The sequence below is a fragment of the Stappia sp. ICDLI1TA098 genome (assembly GCF_054880955.1).
The window spans coordinates 2003486-2020561 of the sequence record NZ_JBTZBT010000001.1 but is presented as its reverse complement, the minus strand read 5'-3'; the positions used below and the strand labels follow the sequence as shown (position 1 = coordinate 2020561).

8 protein-coding genes are annotated in these 17076 nt (G+C 66.0%); 5 read left to right on the top strand and 3 right to left on the bottom strand.

Annotated elements, in window-relative coordinates:
• Nucleotides 1-15: 15 nt before the first annotated feature.
• The 3 genes from ACSLUQ_RS09110 to galE form a co-directional block, all read right to left on the bottom strand.
• Nucleotides 16-1422, bottom strand: coding sequence for an aminotransferase class I/II-fold pyridoxal phosphate-dependent enzyme (locus ACSLUQ_RS09110; RefSeq protein WP_461808314.1), 1407 nt, complete (start codon nt 1420-1422; stop codon nt 16-18).
• 55 nt (nt 1423-1477) lie between these two features.
• Entirely contained in the window at nt 1478-9109 is a 7632-nt protein-coding gene (locus ACSLUQ_RS09105; protein WP_461808313.1) for an SDR family NAD(P)-dependent oxidoreductase, read from the bottom strand.
• Nucleotides 9110-9359: 250 nt separating this feature from the next.
• Nucleotides 9360-10367: a UDP-glucose 4-epimerase GalE gene (gene galE / locus ACSLUQ_RS09100; protein WP_461808312.1), complete on the bottom strand. Its 1008-nt coding sequence runs from the start codon at nt 10365-10367 to the stop codon at nt 9360-9362.
• A gap of 305 nt (nt 10368-10672) precedes the next feature.
• Between galE and ACSLUQ_RS09095 the strand changes: the two genes are divergently transcribed.
• From ACSLUQ_RS09095 to ACSLUQ_RS09075, 5 genes are all read left to right on the top strand, one after another.
• On the top strand, nt 10673-11986 hold the full coding sequence (locus tag ACSLUQ_RS09095; protein ID WP_417772582.1) for a UDP-glucose dehydrogenase family protein: 1314 nt from the start codon (nt 10673-10675) through the stop codon (nt 11984-11986).
• Nucleotides 11987-12018: 32 nt separating this feature from the next.
• Nucleotides 12019-12843, top strand: coding sequence for a 3'(2'),5'-bisphosphate nucleotidase CysQ (gene cysQ / locus ACSLUQ_RS09090; RefSeq protein WP_461808311.1), 825 nt, complete (start codon nt 12019-12021; stop codon nt 12841-12843).
• Between the two features lie 92 nt (nt 12844-12935).
• A complete protein-coding gene (cysD, locus tag ACSLUQ_RS09085; protein ID WP_461808488.1) occupies nt 12936-13904 on the top strand; it encodes a sulfate adenylyltransferase subunit CysD in 969 nt (322 codons plus the stop codon).
• Between the two features lie 11 nt (nt 13905-13915).
• Complete coding sequence (cysN, locus tag ACSLUQ_RS09080; protein WP_461808310.1) at nt 13916-15838, top strand: sulfate adenylyltransferase subunit CysN; 1923 nt, start codon at nt 13916-13918, stop codon at nt 15836-15838.
• A 173-nt stretch (nt 15839-16011) separates the two neighbouring features.
• The gene (locus tag ACSLUQ_RS09075; protein WP_417772585.1) at nt 16012-17022 is read left to right on the top strand and encodes an ABC transporter substrate-binding protein; all 1011 of its coding nucleotides are present in this window, start codon (nt 16012-16014) and stop codon (nt 17020-17022) included.
• Nucleotides 17023-17076: the final 54 nt, after the last annotated feature.

The following is a 17076-nucleotide window of genomic DNA, read 5'->3' as shown; positions in this document are numbered from 1 at the left end:
GATCCGGGGTACGCGTCAATCCTTGCGCCGGGCGCTCTCCACGAGGGAGCCGAAGCCGACGTTGTCGGCTCGGATCGCGGCGAGCTCTTCGGCGGTGACGGCAACCGCGCGCTCAATCTGCTCAGGCGTGTGTTCACTGGTGATGAAAAAGCGGATTCGCGCCGATTTCTCCGCAACGGCGGGGAAGATGATCGGCAGCGCGTTTACCCCCCGCTTGAGAAGGCGGTTCGAGAGCGCGGCGGCGCCGATGGAATCTCCGACGATGACCGGCACGACGCTGAGCCCGGCGCTGGGGCCGGTATCGAGCCCAGCGGCGCGCGCCTTTTCCAGGAAGAGCCGGCCATTGTCCGCAAGCCGCGCCACGCGCTCCGGCTCGCGGATCATGATGCGGCAACAGGCGGTGGCCGCCGCCGCCAGAACCGGCGACAGGCCGACGGAAAACACGAACCCGGGCGCGCTCGCCCGCAGGTAGTCGCAAAGCGCCTTGGAGCCTGCGATATAGCCGCCGCAGGAGGCAAGCGTCTTCGACAGCGTGCCCATCCACATCTCGACGGAATTCGGATCAACGCCGAAATGCTCTGCCAGTCCGCGCCCGGACTTGCCGAGAACCCCAAGTGCATGGGCTTCGTCGACCATCAGCCAGCAGTCGAAATTGCTCTTGAGAGAGAGCAGGCGCGGCAGGTCCGGGAAATCTCCGTCCATGCTGTAGATGCCCTCGACCACGATCAGGACATGCTCGTACTTGTGTCTGTGACGCACGAGCATGGCTTCCAGGGCGTCAAGGTCGCCATGGGGGAAAGTCAGGCGCGTGGCATGGGACAGGCGCGCGCCCTCGCTGACCGAATTGTGGATCAGCGCGTCGACAATGACCAGGTCGTTGCTGCCCATCAGATGGCCGATGGTGGTCACGTTCGTGGCGTGCCCGCTCACCATGACGACCGCATCCTCGGTGCCATAAAGCTCGGCGAGCGCGTTTTCGAGTTCGCGGTGTACCGGACGTTCGCCCGCGACGACACGGCTCGCGGAGGCGCTGGTGCCATAGTCGGTGAGCGCTTTTTCGGCGGCCGCGCGCACTTCCGGGTGCCCGTTGAGCCCAAGGTAGTTGTAGGAGGAGAAATTGTCGTGCACCGCGCCGTCGATCGTCGTCGTTGGCCCGGCGATGCCGTCGTGAGAGCGGAAGAACGGGTTCTCCAGGCCGATCATGTCGGCCGCCGCCCGGTGCATGCGCAATTGGCGCAGCTGCGGCAACTGGGAAAAGTCGAAGGCGCGTACGGGCGCGGAGGCAAACGACGGGGCGTCGGCGGGTGCGCCGGCTTCGGGGCGACGCTCGCGTGCCGCCTTGTGCCCGGCGCGAAGCGATTTTACGAGCGCCTTGCGGTTGCTCTGGTCCGGCTTCGCGCCGGCTGGAAGGTCATCGCTCACGGTGTCTCCTTGGGCCGGACTGCGGGCCGCGTTGTCGCCAGCTCGCCGGAGCGGATCATAGCAGCGACTTGACGCCGCTGGTGCGTTCCTCGACGCGGGCCGCGACGTCCTCGAACGCCGCGCGGTCGGTCAACGAGGCCTCGTCCAGGTGCTGGCTCGCAGAGGCCCGCACCTCTGCCGATAGCGCCGGACTGGTCTCGCCCGATATCGCCTGATCGGCGATGCGGCCGGCCATGTCGGCAAGGGTGGCGCCATTGGCAAGCGACATCAGCGGAATGTCGATGCCGAACTGGCGCTCCGCCGCCATGCGCAGCTCAAGCGCCATCAGCGAATCCATGCCGATGTCGGCAAGCGGGCGCGCCGCATCGATCTCGTTTTCCGCGATCCTGAGAATGCGGCCGATCTCGACGGCAAGAAGCGCTGCGATCTTTTCCACCGCACCGGCCCGGTCGAGTCCGGAAACGAGGGCTGCGAGATCGACCGCGCCGCCACCGCCCGGACCGTCTTCATCACCCGCTCCGATGCCGAGGCGTTCCGCGTAGGGCATCGAAAGAAGCGCGAGATCGCGACGGGCACCCTTCCAGTCAATACGCGCATAGGCGGTGACAGGATCGCCTATCTCCGCCTCGGAAAGCGCCATCAGCCGCGCCAGTCCGTCGAGGGCCTCATCGGCTGAAAGGGCGTGACGACCGAGCTTGCGGGCCAGGAGGTCGCCGACGTCGGTGTTGCGCGTGAGATAACCGGCATCCGAGATCGCGCCCCAGGCAACCGCCAGCCCAGGCAGGCCTTCCGCCCGGCGACACGCCGCCAGTCCCTCGAGATAGCCGTTGGCGGCGACGTAGTTCGCCTGGCCCGGATTTCCGATGAAGGTCGTAGCGGACGAATAGAGCACGAAATGACGCAAGGGATCGCCTCGCGTCAGCTTGTCGAGCAGCTGCGCGCCGCGAATCTTCGGGGCCAGCGTTGCCTCGAGTTCGTGACGCTGCATGTTGGCGATCAGAGCGTCATTGATCACCATCGCCGCATGAAAAACGCCGGTGACCGGGCCTTCCTCGGCACGCAGGGTCTCAAGCGTCGCGGCAAGGGCGGTCTCGTCGGTGATGTCGCAGGCGCACGCTATGACGCGCACGCCCCGCTCTTCCAGCTCGGCGAACAGTCCGGCCGTCTCCGCGTCCGGCTTGCCGCGCCGCGACAGCACGGCGATCCGCTGCGCGCCCATGTCCGCGAGCCGGCGCACCAGCGCCGCGCCGAAGCCACCGAAGCCGCCGGCAACCACCTGAAGGCCTGAAAGCCGGGTCGGAGCGATATGTTCCTGCGCGCGCGCACCGGCCTTTGCTATCCGGGGAGGGCGGATGACGATCTTGCCGATGTGGCCTGCCTGCTGCATCAGCCGGAAGGCGTCGACGGCTGCATCCGCCTCGAACACACGGTAGGGAAGGGGCGTCAGCGTGCCGGTGGCGAAGAGCTGCATGAGTGTATCGAGCAAGCGTCCGGCAAGCTCTGGCTGATGGATCAGCAACTGGTCGGCATCGATGCCGAAGTAGCTGAGGTTGCGCCGGAACGGTCGCAGACCCAGCCGGCTGTTCTCGTAGTAGTCACGCTTGCCGAGTTCGAGGAACCGGCCGAAGGGCTTCAACACCTCGAGGCTGCGTTCCATCGCCTCGCCCGAAAGCGAGTTCAGCACGACCTCGATGCCCTCGCCACCTGTCAGACGCAGGACCTCGTCGGAGAACGCGAGCGAGCGGCTGTCGAGAACGTGATCCGCGCCGAGCATCTCGAGAAGCGCCCGCTTTTCCGCAGACCCGGCAGTGGCGATCACCGTTGCGCCGAGGTGGCGGGCGATCTGGATAGCCGCGAGGCCGACGCCGCCTGCACCGCCGTGGATGAGCACGCGTTCGCCGGCGCGCAGGCGCGCCAGCTCCACCAGTGCGTACCAGCTTGTCAGGAAGGTCACCGGGATGGTCGCGGCCGCATCCGCCGGCGTGCCCTCGGGAGCCGGCGCACAGCCGCGCTCGGAGACTGTGACATGGCTCGAGAAGCAGGCCGGGGCGAAGGCGATGACCCGCTCTCCGGGCTTGAAGCGCGTGGCCTTGGGTCCTGTCGCGATGATCCGTCCGCAGCATTCCATTCCCAGCGTCGGACCGGCGAAGCCATCTTCCAGCGCTTCCTCGGGAAGCAGGCCGAGCGCCCACATCACGTCACGGAAATTGAGGCCGCTCGCCTCCACCTCGATCTCGACCTCGTCGCCGGCAAGCGGCGGCAGGTCGACAGTCTGCCATGCAAGTCGATCAAGCGCGCCCTGGCGGGTGATATCGAGGCGGCGAGCCTTGCGCGGCCGGGAGCGGCTTTCGTCCTCGATGTCAGGAAGAGCAGGCGCGCGCTGCGCGCGCAGGCCGAACCTTTGCCCCATCCGCAGTACGATCTCGCGCTCTCCGCCGGGATGCTCGAGCGCTTCGGCGATCTCGTCTGCAAGGCGCGCCGCGCCGACGGCGGTGGCATCATCCGGCTGCGGGTCGACAAGGCGCGTGTTCGTCTCCGGGTACTCGTTCATGACCACCCGGCCGAATGCCCACATGCCGGCGGCGACAGGGTCCGTGCCTCCGGTCGAGCGCTCCGCCACGGCTCCGCCCGGCGCGACGATCACATGCAGGCCGGCATTGCCGCTACGGCCTTTCAATGTCTGCATGATCGACCAGAGCTGATGCGATACCTGCAGCGACGCGTCGTCAAACACCCGCGTATCCGGCAGATGCACGACGCCGTCGGCCGAAGCCGAGGCAAGCCCGGCATTCTGCGACCAGGCGGAGGCGTCGTCGCCGTCGATGTGCCAGACGCCGGCAACGAGCCGGGTCGAGGTGCCTGGAATGGCGATGTGGCCGGCGATGCCGCGTGCGGCCAGCGCCAGACGCAGCGGTTCCGCCTGCGAAGGATCACCTTGGGAGCAAAGAAGGACGAGATGGCGGGACAGCTCCGCGTCCGGTTCCAGCGCGCCCGTCGTGCTGCTGACGCCGCCGTTTGCCGTCTGGCCTGCATCTGAGTGCGGCGGTGCTTTCGCGGTCACGAAGACCGCGCTTTCCTCGGTACCGGACAGGATGGTTTCGCTGACCTCGCGCAGTCCCGCGGAGGCGAGCAGGGATGCAAGGGACCTTGCACGGCGTCCCGTGGGACCTTGCCACCAGTCGTAGCCTATGCCTGCCAGGAGCGTTTCGCGCAGGCTTTCGACCGGCTCGAAAGCCGCGACAAGGCCGTCATGCGTCAGCAAGTGGCCTAGGCCTGCCAGGGTCTCCCGCGTCAGCGTGGACAGCGCATCGAGCACGATTGCAACATCGAAGGGGCCGGCGCGCTCGAGGCGGGCGTCGCCAAACTCGGTAAATTCCGTATCGGGCCGGCCGCGCCAATTGCGCTTGAGGCGCGCAAGTGCGGCCTCGCTTGCATCCGCCACCACAAGCCGGCTCCGGCCAGGATCAAGGGCGAGGCTCAACGCCTCCGCCTCATGCGGATGATGCCCCCCGGCAAGGAGTATCCGCAACGGACGATCTTTCGGCCAGGCTTCGACCAGTTCGAGCATCAGGCGGCGAGCGGCACGGGCAAGCGCGCGCGCCCGCAATCCGTCGCGGCGCACGGCCTCGAGCAGGGCTGGCGAGAGCGCGGCATTCGCGCTTTCTGGCAACCCTTCCCGCAGCAGGCGCGGCAGAAGCGTGAGGAGGCGGGCAAGGATCGTCGTCTCGGCCACCTGGCGGCCCGCTTCGGCAACGAGCGTCTCGACGAGCGCCAGGGGGGCAAGGCCGTCGGCCGGATCGCTCAGCCGCCAGTCGGTGCTGTCGCCTTCTCCGGCACGGGCAAGGTCGTGCTGTGCAAGCTCCTGAAGCAGGCGCTCCGCGAGCGGACGGGCGCTCGCCGCGAGCGTTCCCTCGGCTACGGCTTGCTCCGTCGACACCGGTCCGGCCCCGAGGACCGTGAAAAGCGCATGGTGCGCGACGGCGCGGGCGAGGGCGTCGAGAAGGAGCGCCTCGTCGGAAGGCTCTTCTGCCGCGTCATCGGTGGCAAGGAGATCGAGAGATGCGGCCAGCGCGGCAATATCGGGCATTGGCGACGGCGCGTCGGGCGACAGGCGCAAGCCCGACAACGGCGCGAGAAGCTTTGCTTCCAGCCGATAGACGAGGGCATCCGTTTCCTCGTCTGCGAGATGAAACCGCACGGCCTTGAAGCGCGCCGAGCGGATCCTTGCAACCCATCGGTCGTCGGCATCGAAATAATCGAAACTGGCAAGGATCGAGCGCGCGCTTGCCCGTTCTATGGCGATCTCCGCCCGGACGGGCGCCGCGTCGGTGCGCATCAACTCCAGGCGTCCGATGCGGACGGGCAGAAAGCCCTGTTCGGGGGCGGCTCCGGACTCGGCCGCGAGCAGCGCGAAGAGCCCGTGGAAGCCGGCATCCGCAAGCATGGGGTCGAGCGAGAAGGGTGGCTCGCCTTCCGGCCGGTCCAGCAGCGGCTCGAGGTCGATGCGCGCCCTGCCGGGCCCGAGCAACCGCACGCCCGTTGCACGGCGAAACGCCGGGCCATAGCCGAGGCCATGGGCTTGCGTCAGCTCGTAGAGGCGGGCGTGGTCGATGGTGCCGTCTTCGGTGATCTCCTGCGGCGGCACGGGGGCGTTGCCATCATCAGCAAGCGTGCGGTAGTCGCATTTCACGAAGAGCGACCAATCGCCGCCCGACAAACGCGGGCGCGCCAGGATCTCGATCACCCGGTCATCGGGCGAAAGCCGCACCAGCGTTTCCTGGCTCTTGCCTGCATCGAGCACCAGCGGGCGCAGGATCTCGACATTGCACAGCTCGACGCGCGTGCTGTCGCTCCAGTCGAGCGCAGCAGAGAGCGCCATCTCCAGATAGCCCGCTGCCGGGAACACCACCGTATCCTCGACCTTGTGATCGGCCAGGAAAGGAAACAGCTCCGCATCGATGACGTTGAACCATTCGGCGCTCTCGGGGCGCAGGCGCTTTCCAAGAAGCGGCGAGACGCGAGGACACCCGGCGATGCGCTCGTCTGTCGGTTCGACCCGGCATGTCACCGGTTGCCAGGGATAGGAGGGCAGGTCCGGCAGATGGGACCCGGTCGGGCCGACGAAGCGGTCGAGATCGGCCGGCGCGCCATGGGCGACAATGCGGGCGGCTATGGCGTCGATCGTCTCGCAAGGGCCTTCGGCCGTGCGCGGCTGGTCGAGTGTTCCGACCACGATGGCGGAATGCCCCTCGGTGCGCAGCGTGTCGCGAAGATAGGTAGAGAGGATCGGCTTCGGGCCGATTTCGACAACCAGGTCGATTCCTGCCTCGCCAAGCCGGCGCGTTGCATCGGCGAAGCGGACGGGCTGGCGCACGTTCCTCCACCAATAGACCGCGTCAGGCGCGATGGTTCCGCCGTCGGTGTCGACCGAGGAGAAGAAGGGGATGCGCGCGTCGTGCAACTGCACCTGTGCGAGGGCGGCGCGCAGGGGTGCCTCGATGGGGTCGACCAGCGCGCTGTGGAACGGATAGGCGATATTGAGCTTGCGCACCGCCCATCGGTTCTTGCGGGCGATGCGGGCGAAGGCATCGATGCTGTCCGTTGGACCCGAGATCGTGACGCTGCGCGGCGAATTGATCGCGGAGATCTCCAGCCCCGGCAGCGACGACCCGGCAAGTGCCGCGCGCGCCTCGTCTTCCGCCAACAGCAATGCCGCCATGCCGCCGAGGTCGCGCACCATTTCCTGCTGCGTCGAACGGGCGTGGATGACGCGCGTCGCCGTTTCCAGGTCGAGCATGCCCGAACACCAGGCGGCTGCCACCTCGCCGACACTGTGGCCGAGCACCGCGTCTGGCTCTATGCCGCGATGCGACAGGGCGGCGACGAGAGCGACCTGGATGGCGAAGAGAAGCGGCTGCGCCACTTCCGTGCGCTCGATTTCCGTGTCGAGCGTGGGAGAGAACAGCATGGTTGCGAGCGACCAGCCCGAAAGGGGCGTGAAGTGGTCGTCGACTTCCTTGAAGGCGGTGGCGAACGGCGCATCGTCGTTGAAGGCGCTCCGGCCCATTCCGACCCACTGCGCGCCATTGCCGGAAAACGCGAAGGCGACGCCACGCATCCGCGTGCCGGCGCGCCCGGCCACGGCCAGCGCATGGCTCTCGTCGCGCGCGAAAGCCTGTAGCGCGTCGATCTTTTCAGCGCTCGCACCAAGAACAACCAGCCGGTGCTCATGGATGTCCCGCAGCCGCGCGGAGGCGTCGATGAGTGTTCCGCTTGCCGAAAGATCCTGCTCCAGACGCTCGGCGAAACGACCGGCAAGCGCCTTCAGGGCGGCCTCAGAGCGCGCCGAAATGACGAGAGGAGCGTTGTCGCGAACACTCGAGGCCGGCGCTTCCGGCGCGCCATCCATATCCGCGATCACCGCATGGGCGTTCGTGCCGCCGAAGCCGAAGGAGTTGATGCCCGCAAGCCTTGGCCGCTCGCCCCGGGGAGGGAGTGCAAGTGCATTGGCGGCGACCTGCAGGTTGAGCCCGTCGAAATCGATGTGCGGATTGGGCGTGTCGAAATGCAGCGAGCGCGGCAGCCGGTCGTGCTTCAGCGCCAGGATCGACTTCAGCACGCCGACGAGCCCGGACACCGGCTCAAGGTGGCCGACGTTCGTCTTCACCGAGCCGATGGGAAGGGCCGTGCGGCGGCGCTGGCCGATTACGGAGCCAAGGGCATTCGCCTCGGCGGGGTCGCCGACCTGCGTGCCCGTGCCATGCGCCTCGATGAAGGCCAGGTCGTCGGGCGAAAGATCGAGGTCATTGTAGATCGAGGACAGAAGATCTGCCTGAGCCCGCGAGGAAGGAAGCGACAGGCCGGTCGTGCGCCCGTCCGAATTCGTGCCGGTGGCGACGATGCGCGCCCGCGCCCGGTCCGGCGACAAGGTTCCCTCGCGCTGGAGAACCAGCGCGACAGCGCCTTCCGAGCGGACATACCCGTCTCCCGAGGCGTCGAAAGCGCGGCACAGACCCTGCGGCGACAGCATGGAGGCGCGCGCGAAGCCAATGAAGGAGAAGGGGCTCAGCAGCAGGTTGACGCCGGCGACGATGGCGGTATCGATCTGCCCTGTTTCGATGGCGCTGACGGCCTGATGCAGCGCCACCATCGAGGACGAGCAGGCGGTGTCGACGGTAAAGCTCGGTCCGGTCAGGTCGAAGAAATAGGAAATGCGATTCGAGACGATGGAGAGGGTGTTGCCCGTCATCGTCTGCATGTCGGTGGCCGGCAGGTCGAACAACAGCCGCTGGTGATAATCGAGTGCGGACGCGCCCACATAGACGCCGGTCTTTGTGCCGGCGAGGTCGGAAGCGCGCAGGCCCGAGGTCTCGATTGCTTCCCAAACCACCTGAAGGAGGAGCCGCTGCTGCGGATCGATCTGAGCCGCCTCGCGTGGCGAGATCCCGAAGAACGCGGCATCGAATCCGTAAACATCCTCCACCTGTCCTGCAGCGAACGTGAAGCTGCGGCCGGGCGTGCCCGGACGAGGGTGGTGGAAGGCTGCCGTATCGAACCTGTCGGCACCGATCCGGGTGACGCTGCACCGCCCTTCGTCGAGCAGAGACCAGAAGGCATCTGCCGTGCTGGCGCCAGGCAGGCGGGCGGCGTATCCGGAAATGATGGTGCTATGCGCGCGTAGTGGCATTCAGTCGATCTTCTTTTGCGCCGCCCGGTAGGACGCGGCTTTTTCAGATGTTGGTTCCGGGCATGGGAGGATACGGCTTCACAGAGAGGCCCCGCCCATAATGCAACTTGTTGCGTGACCTGCGCCACATCGCCGTCGCGGAAGATTCGAGCGTTTCCACAGACCTTCTATCCTAGACCCCGCCACTATAACAGAGATGGTCCGTCTCAAAACGTCGAGAATGTGACCTTGCGTTAAATACGGAGGCCTATCACTCACCCGAGTGACTTTCCGTCGCATTCCTGCTCATCAGGTGACGCTCCCAGGCGAGGGCATGTCTCGCGATTCCGGCAAGGTCATCATACGCGGGACGCCATGCGAGAGCGGTGCGAATTGCCGTGCTGTCGGCCACGACGCGGGCGAGATCGCCCTCCCTGCGGCCTTCGAGGGCGACCGGGAAGTCAGTGCCCGATTCGGCTTTCACGGCGGCGATCATTTCCAGCACCGAATAGCCTCGGCCATAGCCGCAATTCAGTGTGAAGTTCTCCCGTGCGGCGCGCAGCTTTTGCAAGGCTAGATAGTGGGCCTCGACAAGGTCGCTCACATGGATGAAATCGCGTTCGGCCGTGCCGTCCCGCGTGGGATAGTCGGTGCCGAAGACGGCCATGCCGTTCCGTTTCCCGAGGGCCGCCTCGCAGGCAACCTTCAGAAGATGCGTCGCGCCGCGTGTGGAGTGGCCGGTGCGCCCGGCCGGATCGGCTCCCGCGACGTTGAAGTAGCGCAGGATCGCGTGGTGCAGCCCGCTCGCGGCGGAAACGTCGGCCAGGATCTCTTCGATCATCAGCTTCGAGCGCCCATAGGGCGTTGCCGGCAGCAGGGCTGCGTCCTCTCCAACGAGTTCACCGCCTGGATCCGCATAGACGGCGGCCGTTGACGAAAAGATGAAGGTCTCGACGCCGGCGGCGAGGCAGTTTTCGAGAAGTCCGAGCGTGGTGCAGGTGTTGTTGCGGTAGTACTTCAGCGGCTCGGCGATGGATTCCGGCACCACGACCGACCCGGCGAAGTGAATCACGGCATCGATTGGAGCAGACGCCCGGGCCTCGGCGAAGGCCTCCGTCGAGCCTGCGTCGCCTTTCACGAAGACGGCCCGGCCCGGGATCGACCAGGCATGTCCCGTGCTCAGATTGTCGAGGATGATCACCTCCTCGCCGGCGTCCAGCAACCGCCACGCCATGTGGCTGCCGATGTAACCGGCGCCGCCAGTGATCAGAACGGCCAAGCCCTTCTCCCCTCGTGTCTTCCGACCCCCGCAGGAGACGCGCGCTGGCGATGCTTTCGCCCTCCCGGCTCGTATTAGCGGGTTGACAAACGGGTGGCAAGCGAACAGGAACGCAGGCGTCGGGCCTCGCTGGCGCGCAGCCTGCGCCGTGTGACGGACCCGTGACAATCTGGCGGTTTTCCGGGCGCTCCGAAGGTCTTGAGCGATCTTCCGAAGCCGGTGGCGCGGGCTCCTGCTGGAGGGAGGGCTCGGGACCGGATGCAAGGGCATCCGCTCAGGTTTCCTGACAGGACACAGGAGCTCGCATGCGTATCGCGATGATTGGCACCGGCTATGTCGGACTGGTGTCGGGTGTCTGCTTCTCGGAATTCGGATTCGACGTGACCTGTGTCGACATCGACGCGGGCAAGATCGAGCGGCTGAATGGCGGTGAGGTGCCGATCTATGAGCCCGGCCTCGATGCGATGATCGAGCGGAACCTCTCGGCCGGTCGTCTTGCCTTCACCACGGATTTCGATGCGGCCGTCAAGGCGGCGGACGTCGTGTTCGTCGCCGTCGGAACACCCTCGCGTCGCGGAGACGGCGAGGCGGATCTCACCTATGTTTTCGCCGCTGCCCGCCAGATCGCTGCCGCGATGAACCCCGGCACGGTGGTGGTCATCAAGTCGACCGTTGTCGTCGGCACCTGCCGAAAGGTGGCCGAGATCATCCGCGAGGAGCGCCCGGGCGTCGATTTCTCCATCGCCTCCAACCCGGAGTTCCTGCGCGAGGGATCGGCAATCGAGGACTTCATGCGCCCGGACCGGGTCGTCGTCGGAGCCGAGGACGAGCACGCCGAGACGGCGATGCGGCGTCTCTATCGTCCGCTCTACCTGCGCGAGACGCCGGTTCTGGTGTCGACGCTGGAGAATGCGGAGCTGACGAAATACGCCGCAAATGCCTTCCTGGCGCTCAAGATCACCTTCATCAACGAGATTGCCAATCTGTGCGAGCAGGTCGGCGCGGATGTGCAGAAGGTGGCAAGCGGCATCGGTCTCGACAAGCGCATCGGCGGCAAGTTCCTGCATGCCGGGCCGGGCTTCGGCGGATCGTGTTTCCCCAAGGATACCACCGCGCTCGCCGCCACCGGACAGCGGCACGGCACGCCGCTGCGCCTCGTCGAGACGACTATTTCCGTCAACGAGAGCCGCAAGCACGAGATGGCGCAGCGCGTTCTTGCTGCCCTGGGACCCGAGCCGAAAGGCAAGCGGGTCGGCATTCTCGGCATCGCCTTCAAGCCCAACACGGACGACGTTCGCGACGCACCGTCGCTGGTCATCGTGCCCGAGCTCCAGGCTGCAGGCGTCGAGGTCGTTGCCCACGATCCGGAGGCCCGTGTTCAGGCGGAGCCGTTGTTGCCGGGTCTCGAATGGCGCGACAATCCGTATGACGTCGCCGATGGCGTCGACGTGCTTGCGGTCGTGACCGAGTGGAACGTCTATCGGGGCCTGTCGCTGAAGGATCTTGCCAGGCGCATGCGCGGGCGTGAGATCATCGACATGCGCAACATCTGGCAGGCTGGCGACGTCATCGACGCGGGTCTCGACTATCAGGGGATCGGCAAGCCAGCGGGTCGCTGAGACAGCGGGCGCGGAACGCGAGGGGGAACGGCATGGCCGTCACGCAGGACATGAAACGCCTCGCCGATCTGTGCGTGGCAGCCGGCGAGGTGATCCTCCCGCTGTTCAGAAATGGTGTCGAGGTCGAACGCAAGGCAGACGAAAGCCCTGTGACGGAGGCCGACCGACGCGCGGAAGCGGTCATTCTCGACGGCTTGTCCCGTGATTTTCCAGATATCTGCATCGTGGCGGAAGAGGCGATGGCCGCGGGCGACGACCCCGTCGTCGCGCGCCGCTTCTTCCTGGTCGATCCGCTCGACGGAACCCGGGAGTTTGTCTCCGGGCGCGGTGAGTTCACCGTCAATATCGCCCTGATCGAAGACGGGATCCCTGTTCTAGGCGCGGTCTTCGCCCCTGTCACCGGCGCGCTTTTCGTCGGCGCGCGCGGGGAGGGCTCCTTTGAGGTTGTCGCCGGCGACTGGCGTGCGATCCATGCCCGCATCGCTGCTCCGCAGGCGCCGGTCGCCCTGGCCAGCCGTTCTCATTCCGACCCCGAGACGGACAGCCTGCTCGAGGCGCTGCCCATTGGCGGCTGCATCAGCATCGGGTCCTCGTTGAAGTTCTGCCTCGTCGCGCGCGGTGAGGCGGATTTCTATCCCCGCTTCGGGCGGACGATGGAGTGGGATACGGCCGCGGGCCATGCGGTGCTTGCCGCCGCCGGCGGCCAGGTCGTCGGCCTGGACGGCGGCGCCTTCCTCTATGGCAAGCGCGGGCGGGAAGGCCTCGCCGATTTTGCCAACCCGGGGTTCCTGGCCGGTGGCGATCCGGCGCTTCTCGCGCGCGCCGCCGACCTTTGCCGGTCCTCCACGCCATCGTGAGGTCGCCTTCGACCGAGATTTTTTAACGTCTGCCCTTTGTCGGCAATCCTGTTTCTCGTGCTTCCCCCTGGCGACGCTTATCTCGTGAAGACATTGATTGCCGGACCTCTCGCGCGCCATCGCGCCGGCCGGCCTCAAGTCGCGAGGAGCGTGCCGTGTCCAACAGAAAGAGCCAGCTGCATCGTCTCGAGGCGGAGTCGATCGAGATCATCCGTGAAGTCGTGGCCGAGATGTCCCACCCGGTGATGCTCTACTCGATCGGCAAGGACTCGAGCGTCATGCTCCACCTTGCGCGCAAGGCGTTCTACCCGGCGCCACCGCCCTTTCCGCTGCTGCACGTCGACACGACCTGGAAGTTCCGAGAGATGATCAGGTTCCGCGACCGCATGGCGGCGGAGGCCGGGATGGAGCTTATCACCCACACCAACCTGCAGGGGAAGCAAGAGGGGGTGAACCCCTTTGACCACGGCTCCTCCTACTACACCCAGGTGATGAAGACCGAGGCGCTGAAGCAGGCGCTCGACACGCACGGCTTCGATGCGGCCTTCGGCGGCGCGCGCCGGGACGAGGAGAAGTCACGCTCGAAGGAGCGTGTGTTCTCGTTCCGCAACGCCGCGCACGGCTGGGACCCGAAGAACCAGCGCCCCGAGCTGTGGTCGATCTTCAACACGAGGGTCAAGGCGGGCGAAAGCCTGCGGGTCTTCCCGCTCTCCAACTGGACCGAGCTCGACATCTGGCAGTACATCCGCGCCGAGAGCATTCCCATCGTTCCCCTGTATTTCGCCGCGGAGCGACCGGTCGTGCACCGCGATGGCCAGCTCATCATGGTCGATGACGACCGCTTGCCGCTGCGCCCGGATGAGACGCCGGAGATGCGGCGCGTGCGGTTTCGTACGCTCGGTTGCTATCCGCTGACCTCGGCCATCGAATCCAATGCCGACACGCTCGACGACATTGTCACCGAGATGCTGATTGCCCGCACCTCCGAGCGCTCGGGCCGGTTGATCGACCATGACGACGCCGCGTCGATGGAAAAGAAGAAGCGCGAAGGCTATTTCTGAGGATGACAGTCATGACCCAGGCCGTGCCCGCCACGTCTTCGTCGGCGGATGCTCCGCTCGTTCCGCCGCAGGCGCGGACAGGCGTCGATCTTCTTGCCGATCACGATCAGAAAGGGCTCTTGCGCTTTCTGACATGCGGCAGTGTCGATGACGGGAAGTCGACTTTGATCGGGCGCTTGCTGCACGACACCAAGCGCGTCTTCGAGGACCAGGTCGCGGCCCTGTCGCGCGATTCCCGCAAGTTCGGGACCCAGGGCGACGCGCTCGATCTCGCCCTTCTCGTCGACGGGCTGGAAGCGGAGCGCGAGCAGGGCATCACCATCGATGTCGCCTACCGGTTCTTCGCCACCGAGGCGCGCAAGTTCATCGTCGCCGACACGCCCGGGCATGAACAGTACACGCGCAACATGGCGACCGGTGCATCGACCTCGGATCTGGCGATCATCCTGATCGATGCGCGCAAGGGCGTCCTGCAGCAGACCCGGCGCCATTCCTTCATCGTGTCCCTGCTTGGCATTCGCCATGTCGTGGTGGCGGTAAACAAGATGGATCTCGTCGGCAATTCTGCGGAAGTCTTCGATACGATCGCGACCGAATACCGGGCCTTCGCCGGTGGCTTTGGCTTCGAGAGCCTGCAGGTGATCCCCATGTCCGCCCTGACAGGTGACAACGTCTCCGCGCCGAGCATGGCCATGCCGTGGTACGAGGGGCCTTCGCTGCTGGGGCATCTGGAGAATGTCGAAGTCAACGCCGATGCAGCCTCGGGCCCGTTCCGGATGCCGGTTCAGTGGGTGAACCGGCCCAATCTGGATTTTCGCGGTTATGCCGGCACCATTGTCAGCGGCTCTGTCCGTCCTGGTGACAGCGTTGCCGTGGCCGGCTCCGGGCGCATGGCCACCGTCTCGCGCATCGCCGCCATGGGGGGCGACCTGGAGGAAGCTGTCGCGGGCGACGCGGTGACGCTCACCTTCGCCGAGGAGATCGACGTTTCGCGCGGCGATGTGCTGTGCCCGCCGGACTTGCGGCCGGAGGTGGCGGATCGGCTTGGCGCGCATGTCATCTGGATGGGCGACGAGCCGCTGATGCCCGGCCGCCGTTATGTCCTCAAGGCGGGCAGGCGGGCGACCTCGGCGCGGGTGACCCGCATCGTCCACGGGATCGATGTCAACACGCTGAAGGAGGATCCGGCCGATAGCCTGTCGCTCAACGAGATCGGCTTTTGCGAGCTGTCACTTGCCGCACCGGTTGCCTTCGACCCTTATGAGGTCAGCCGCGACATGGGGGCCTTTGTCCTCATCGATCCGCTCTCCAACCAGACGGTCGGAGCGGGGATGATCTGGCGCAGCCTGCGCAAGGCGGACAACATCCACCGTCAGGCCTTCGATGTGGACCGGGCGGCGCGCGCCGAACTTGCCGGCCAGACGCCGCGGGTGCTCTGGTTCACGGGATTGTCGGGCGCGGGCAAGTCGACGGTTGCCAATCTGGTCGAGCAGAAGCTCCACGAGCGCGGCCGTCTGACCTTCCTGCTCGATGGCGACAATGTCCGGCATGGGCTCAATCGGGATCTCGGCTTCTCCGAGGAGGATCGGGTCGAGAATATCCGGCGGGTCGGCGAGGTCGCGAAGCTCTTCACCGAGGCTGGTCTGATTGTGCTGGTGTCCTTCATCTCGCCGTTCCGCTCGGACCGGAAGATGGCCCGCGATCTGTTCAGTGACGGCGAGTTCGTCGAGATCCATGTCGACACGCCGCTCGCGGTTGCCGAGACGCGCGATCCAAAGGGGCTCTATCGCAAGGCGCGCGCCGGCGAGATCCGGGATTTCACCGGCATCGACAGTCCCTACGAGGCGCCCGAGGAGGCCGAACTCGTGCTCGATACGGTTTCCCGCTCTGCCGAGCAACTCGCGGCCGATGTCATCAGGTATTTGGGATTGTAAGGTTTTTCGCTGCAATCTTGTTTCTTCGTGACCGTTTTGCACGCAAAACAGCCGTTTGCTGCGTCTCGAGCCGTCTCTTGCCCAAGTAATGAGCGCGGATTGAAAGTGCTTGATCCTTGAGCATGTGCAAGGCAGTCTCACTGGCGAAAGACAAGAAGCCAGTGGGGAAAATCATGCGTCGACTGCTTTCATTTGCGCTCGCGTTCAGCCTTGCGGCTCCGGCGGCGATGGCCGAGACGGACGTAAAGTTCACACTTGACTGGAAGTTCGAGGGGCCGGCCGCGCCCTTTTTCATCGCGCTGGATAAGGGCTATTTCGCCCAGGAAGGCGTCAACGTCACCATCGACACCGGAGCGGGCTCGCGCGAGTCGATCCCGCGCGTTGCGACCGGCGCCTACCAGATGGGCTTCGGCGACATCAACGCCTTGATCAAGCTCATCGACGAGCAGCCGGACCTCAAGGTCAAGGCCGTGATGATGGCCTACGAGCGCCCGCCGATCGCCATCATCGGCCGTGTCAGCCAAGGCGTGACGGGAGACCCGAAGTCGCTTGAAGGCAAGACGCTCGGCGCTCCGCCGCCGGACGCCGCCTTCGGCCAGTGGCCGGCCTTCGCCGAGGTCGCCGGTCTCGATACCTCGACGATCACCATCGAGAACGTCGGCTTTCCTGTCCGTGAGCCCATGCTCGCGCAGGGGCAGGTCGATGCGATCTTCGGTTACTCCTTTTCATCCGTCCTGAACCTCAAGGCCCAGGGCATTCCGGCGGACGACATCTCCACGATCCTGATGCCCGAGCACGGGCTCGACATCTACGGCAACGTCGTGATGGTCAACACCGACTTCGCCAAGGAACACCCGGACGCGGTCAAGGGCGTGGTCCGCGCGCTGGTGCGTGGCTATCTCGACGCCATCGCCGATCCCGCCGCCGCCATCCCGCATGTGCTTGAGCGCAACGGCGTGCTCGACGAGGCGACCGAGGTCGAGCGGCTGCAGATGGCCGTGGACGGCTCCATCGCGACGCCCGCGGTCAAGGCCAACGGCTTTGGCGGCGTCGACATGGACAAGCTCGCCAAGTCGATGGAATTCCTGAAGATCTCCATGGGTGTGAGCGACACGCCGCCGGCCCCTGAGCGTGTCTTCGATGCGTCCTTCCTGCCGCCGGTCGAGGAGCGGATGGTCAAGTAAGCCCCTCTAGAGAAGCCCCTTGCTGGCCCACGGGGGCCGGCAAGGGGTCGTGTC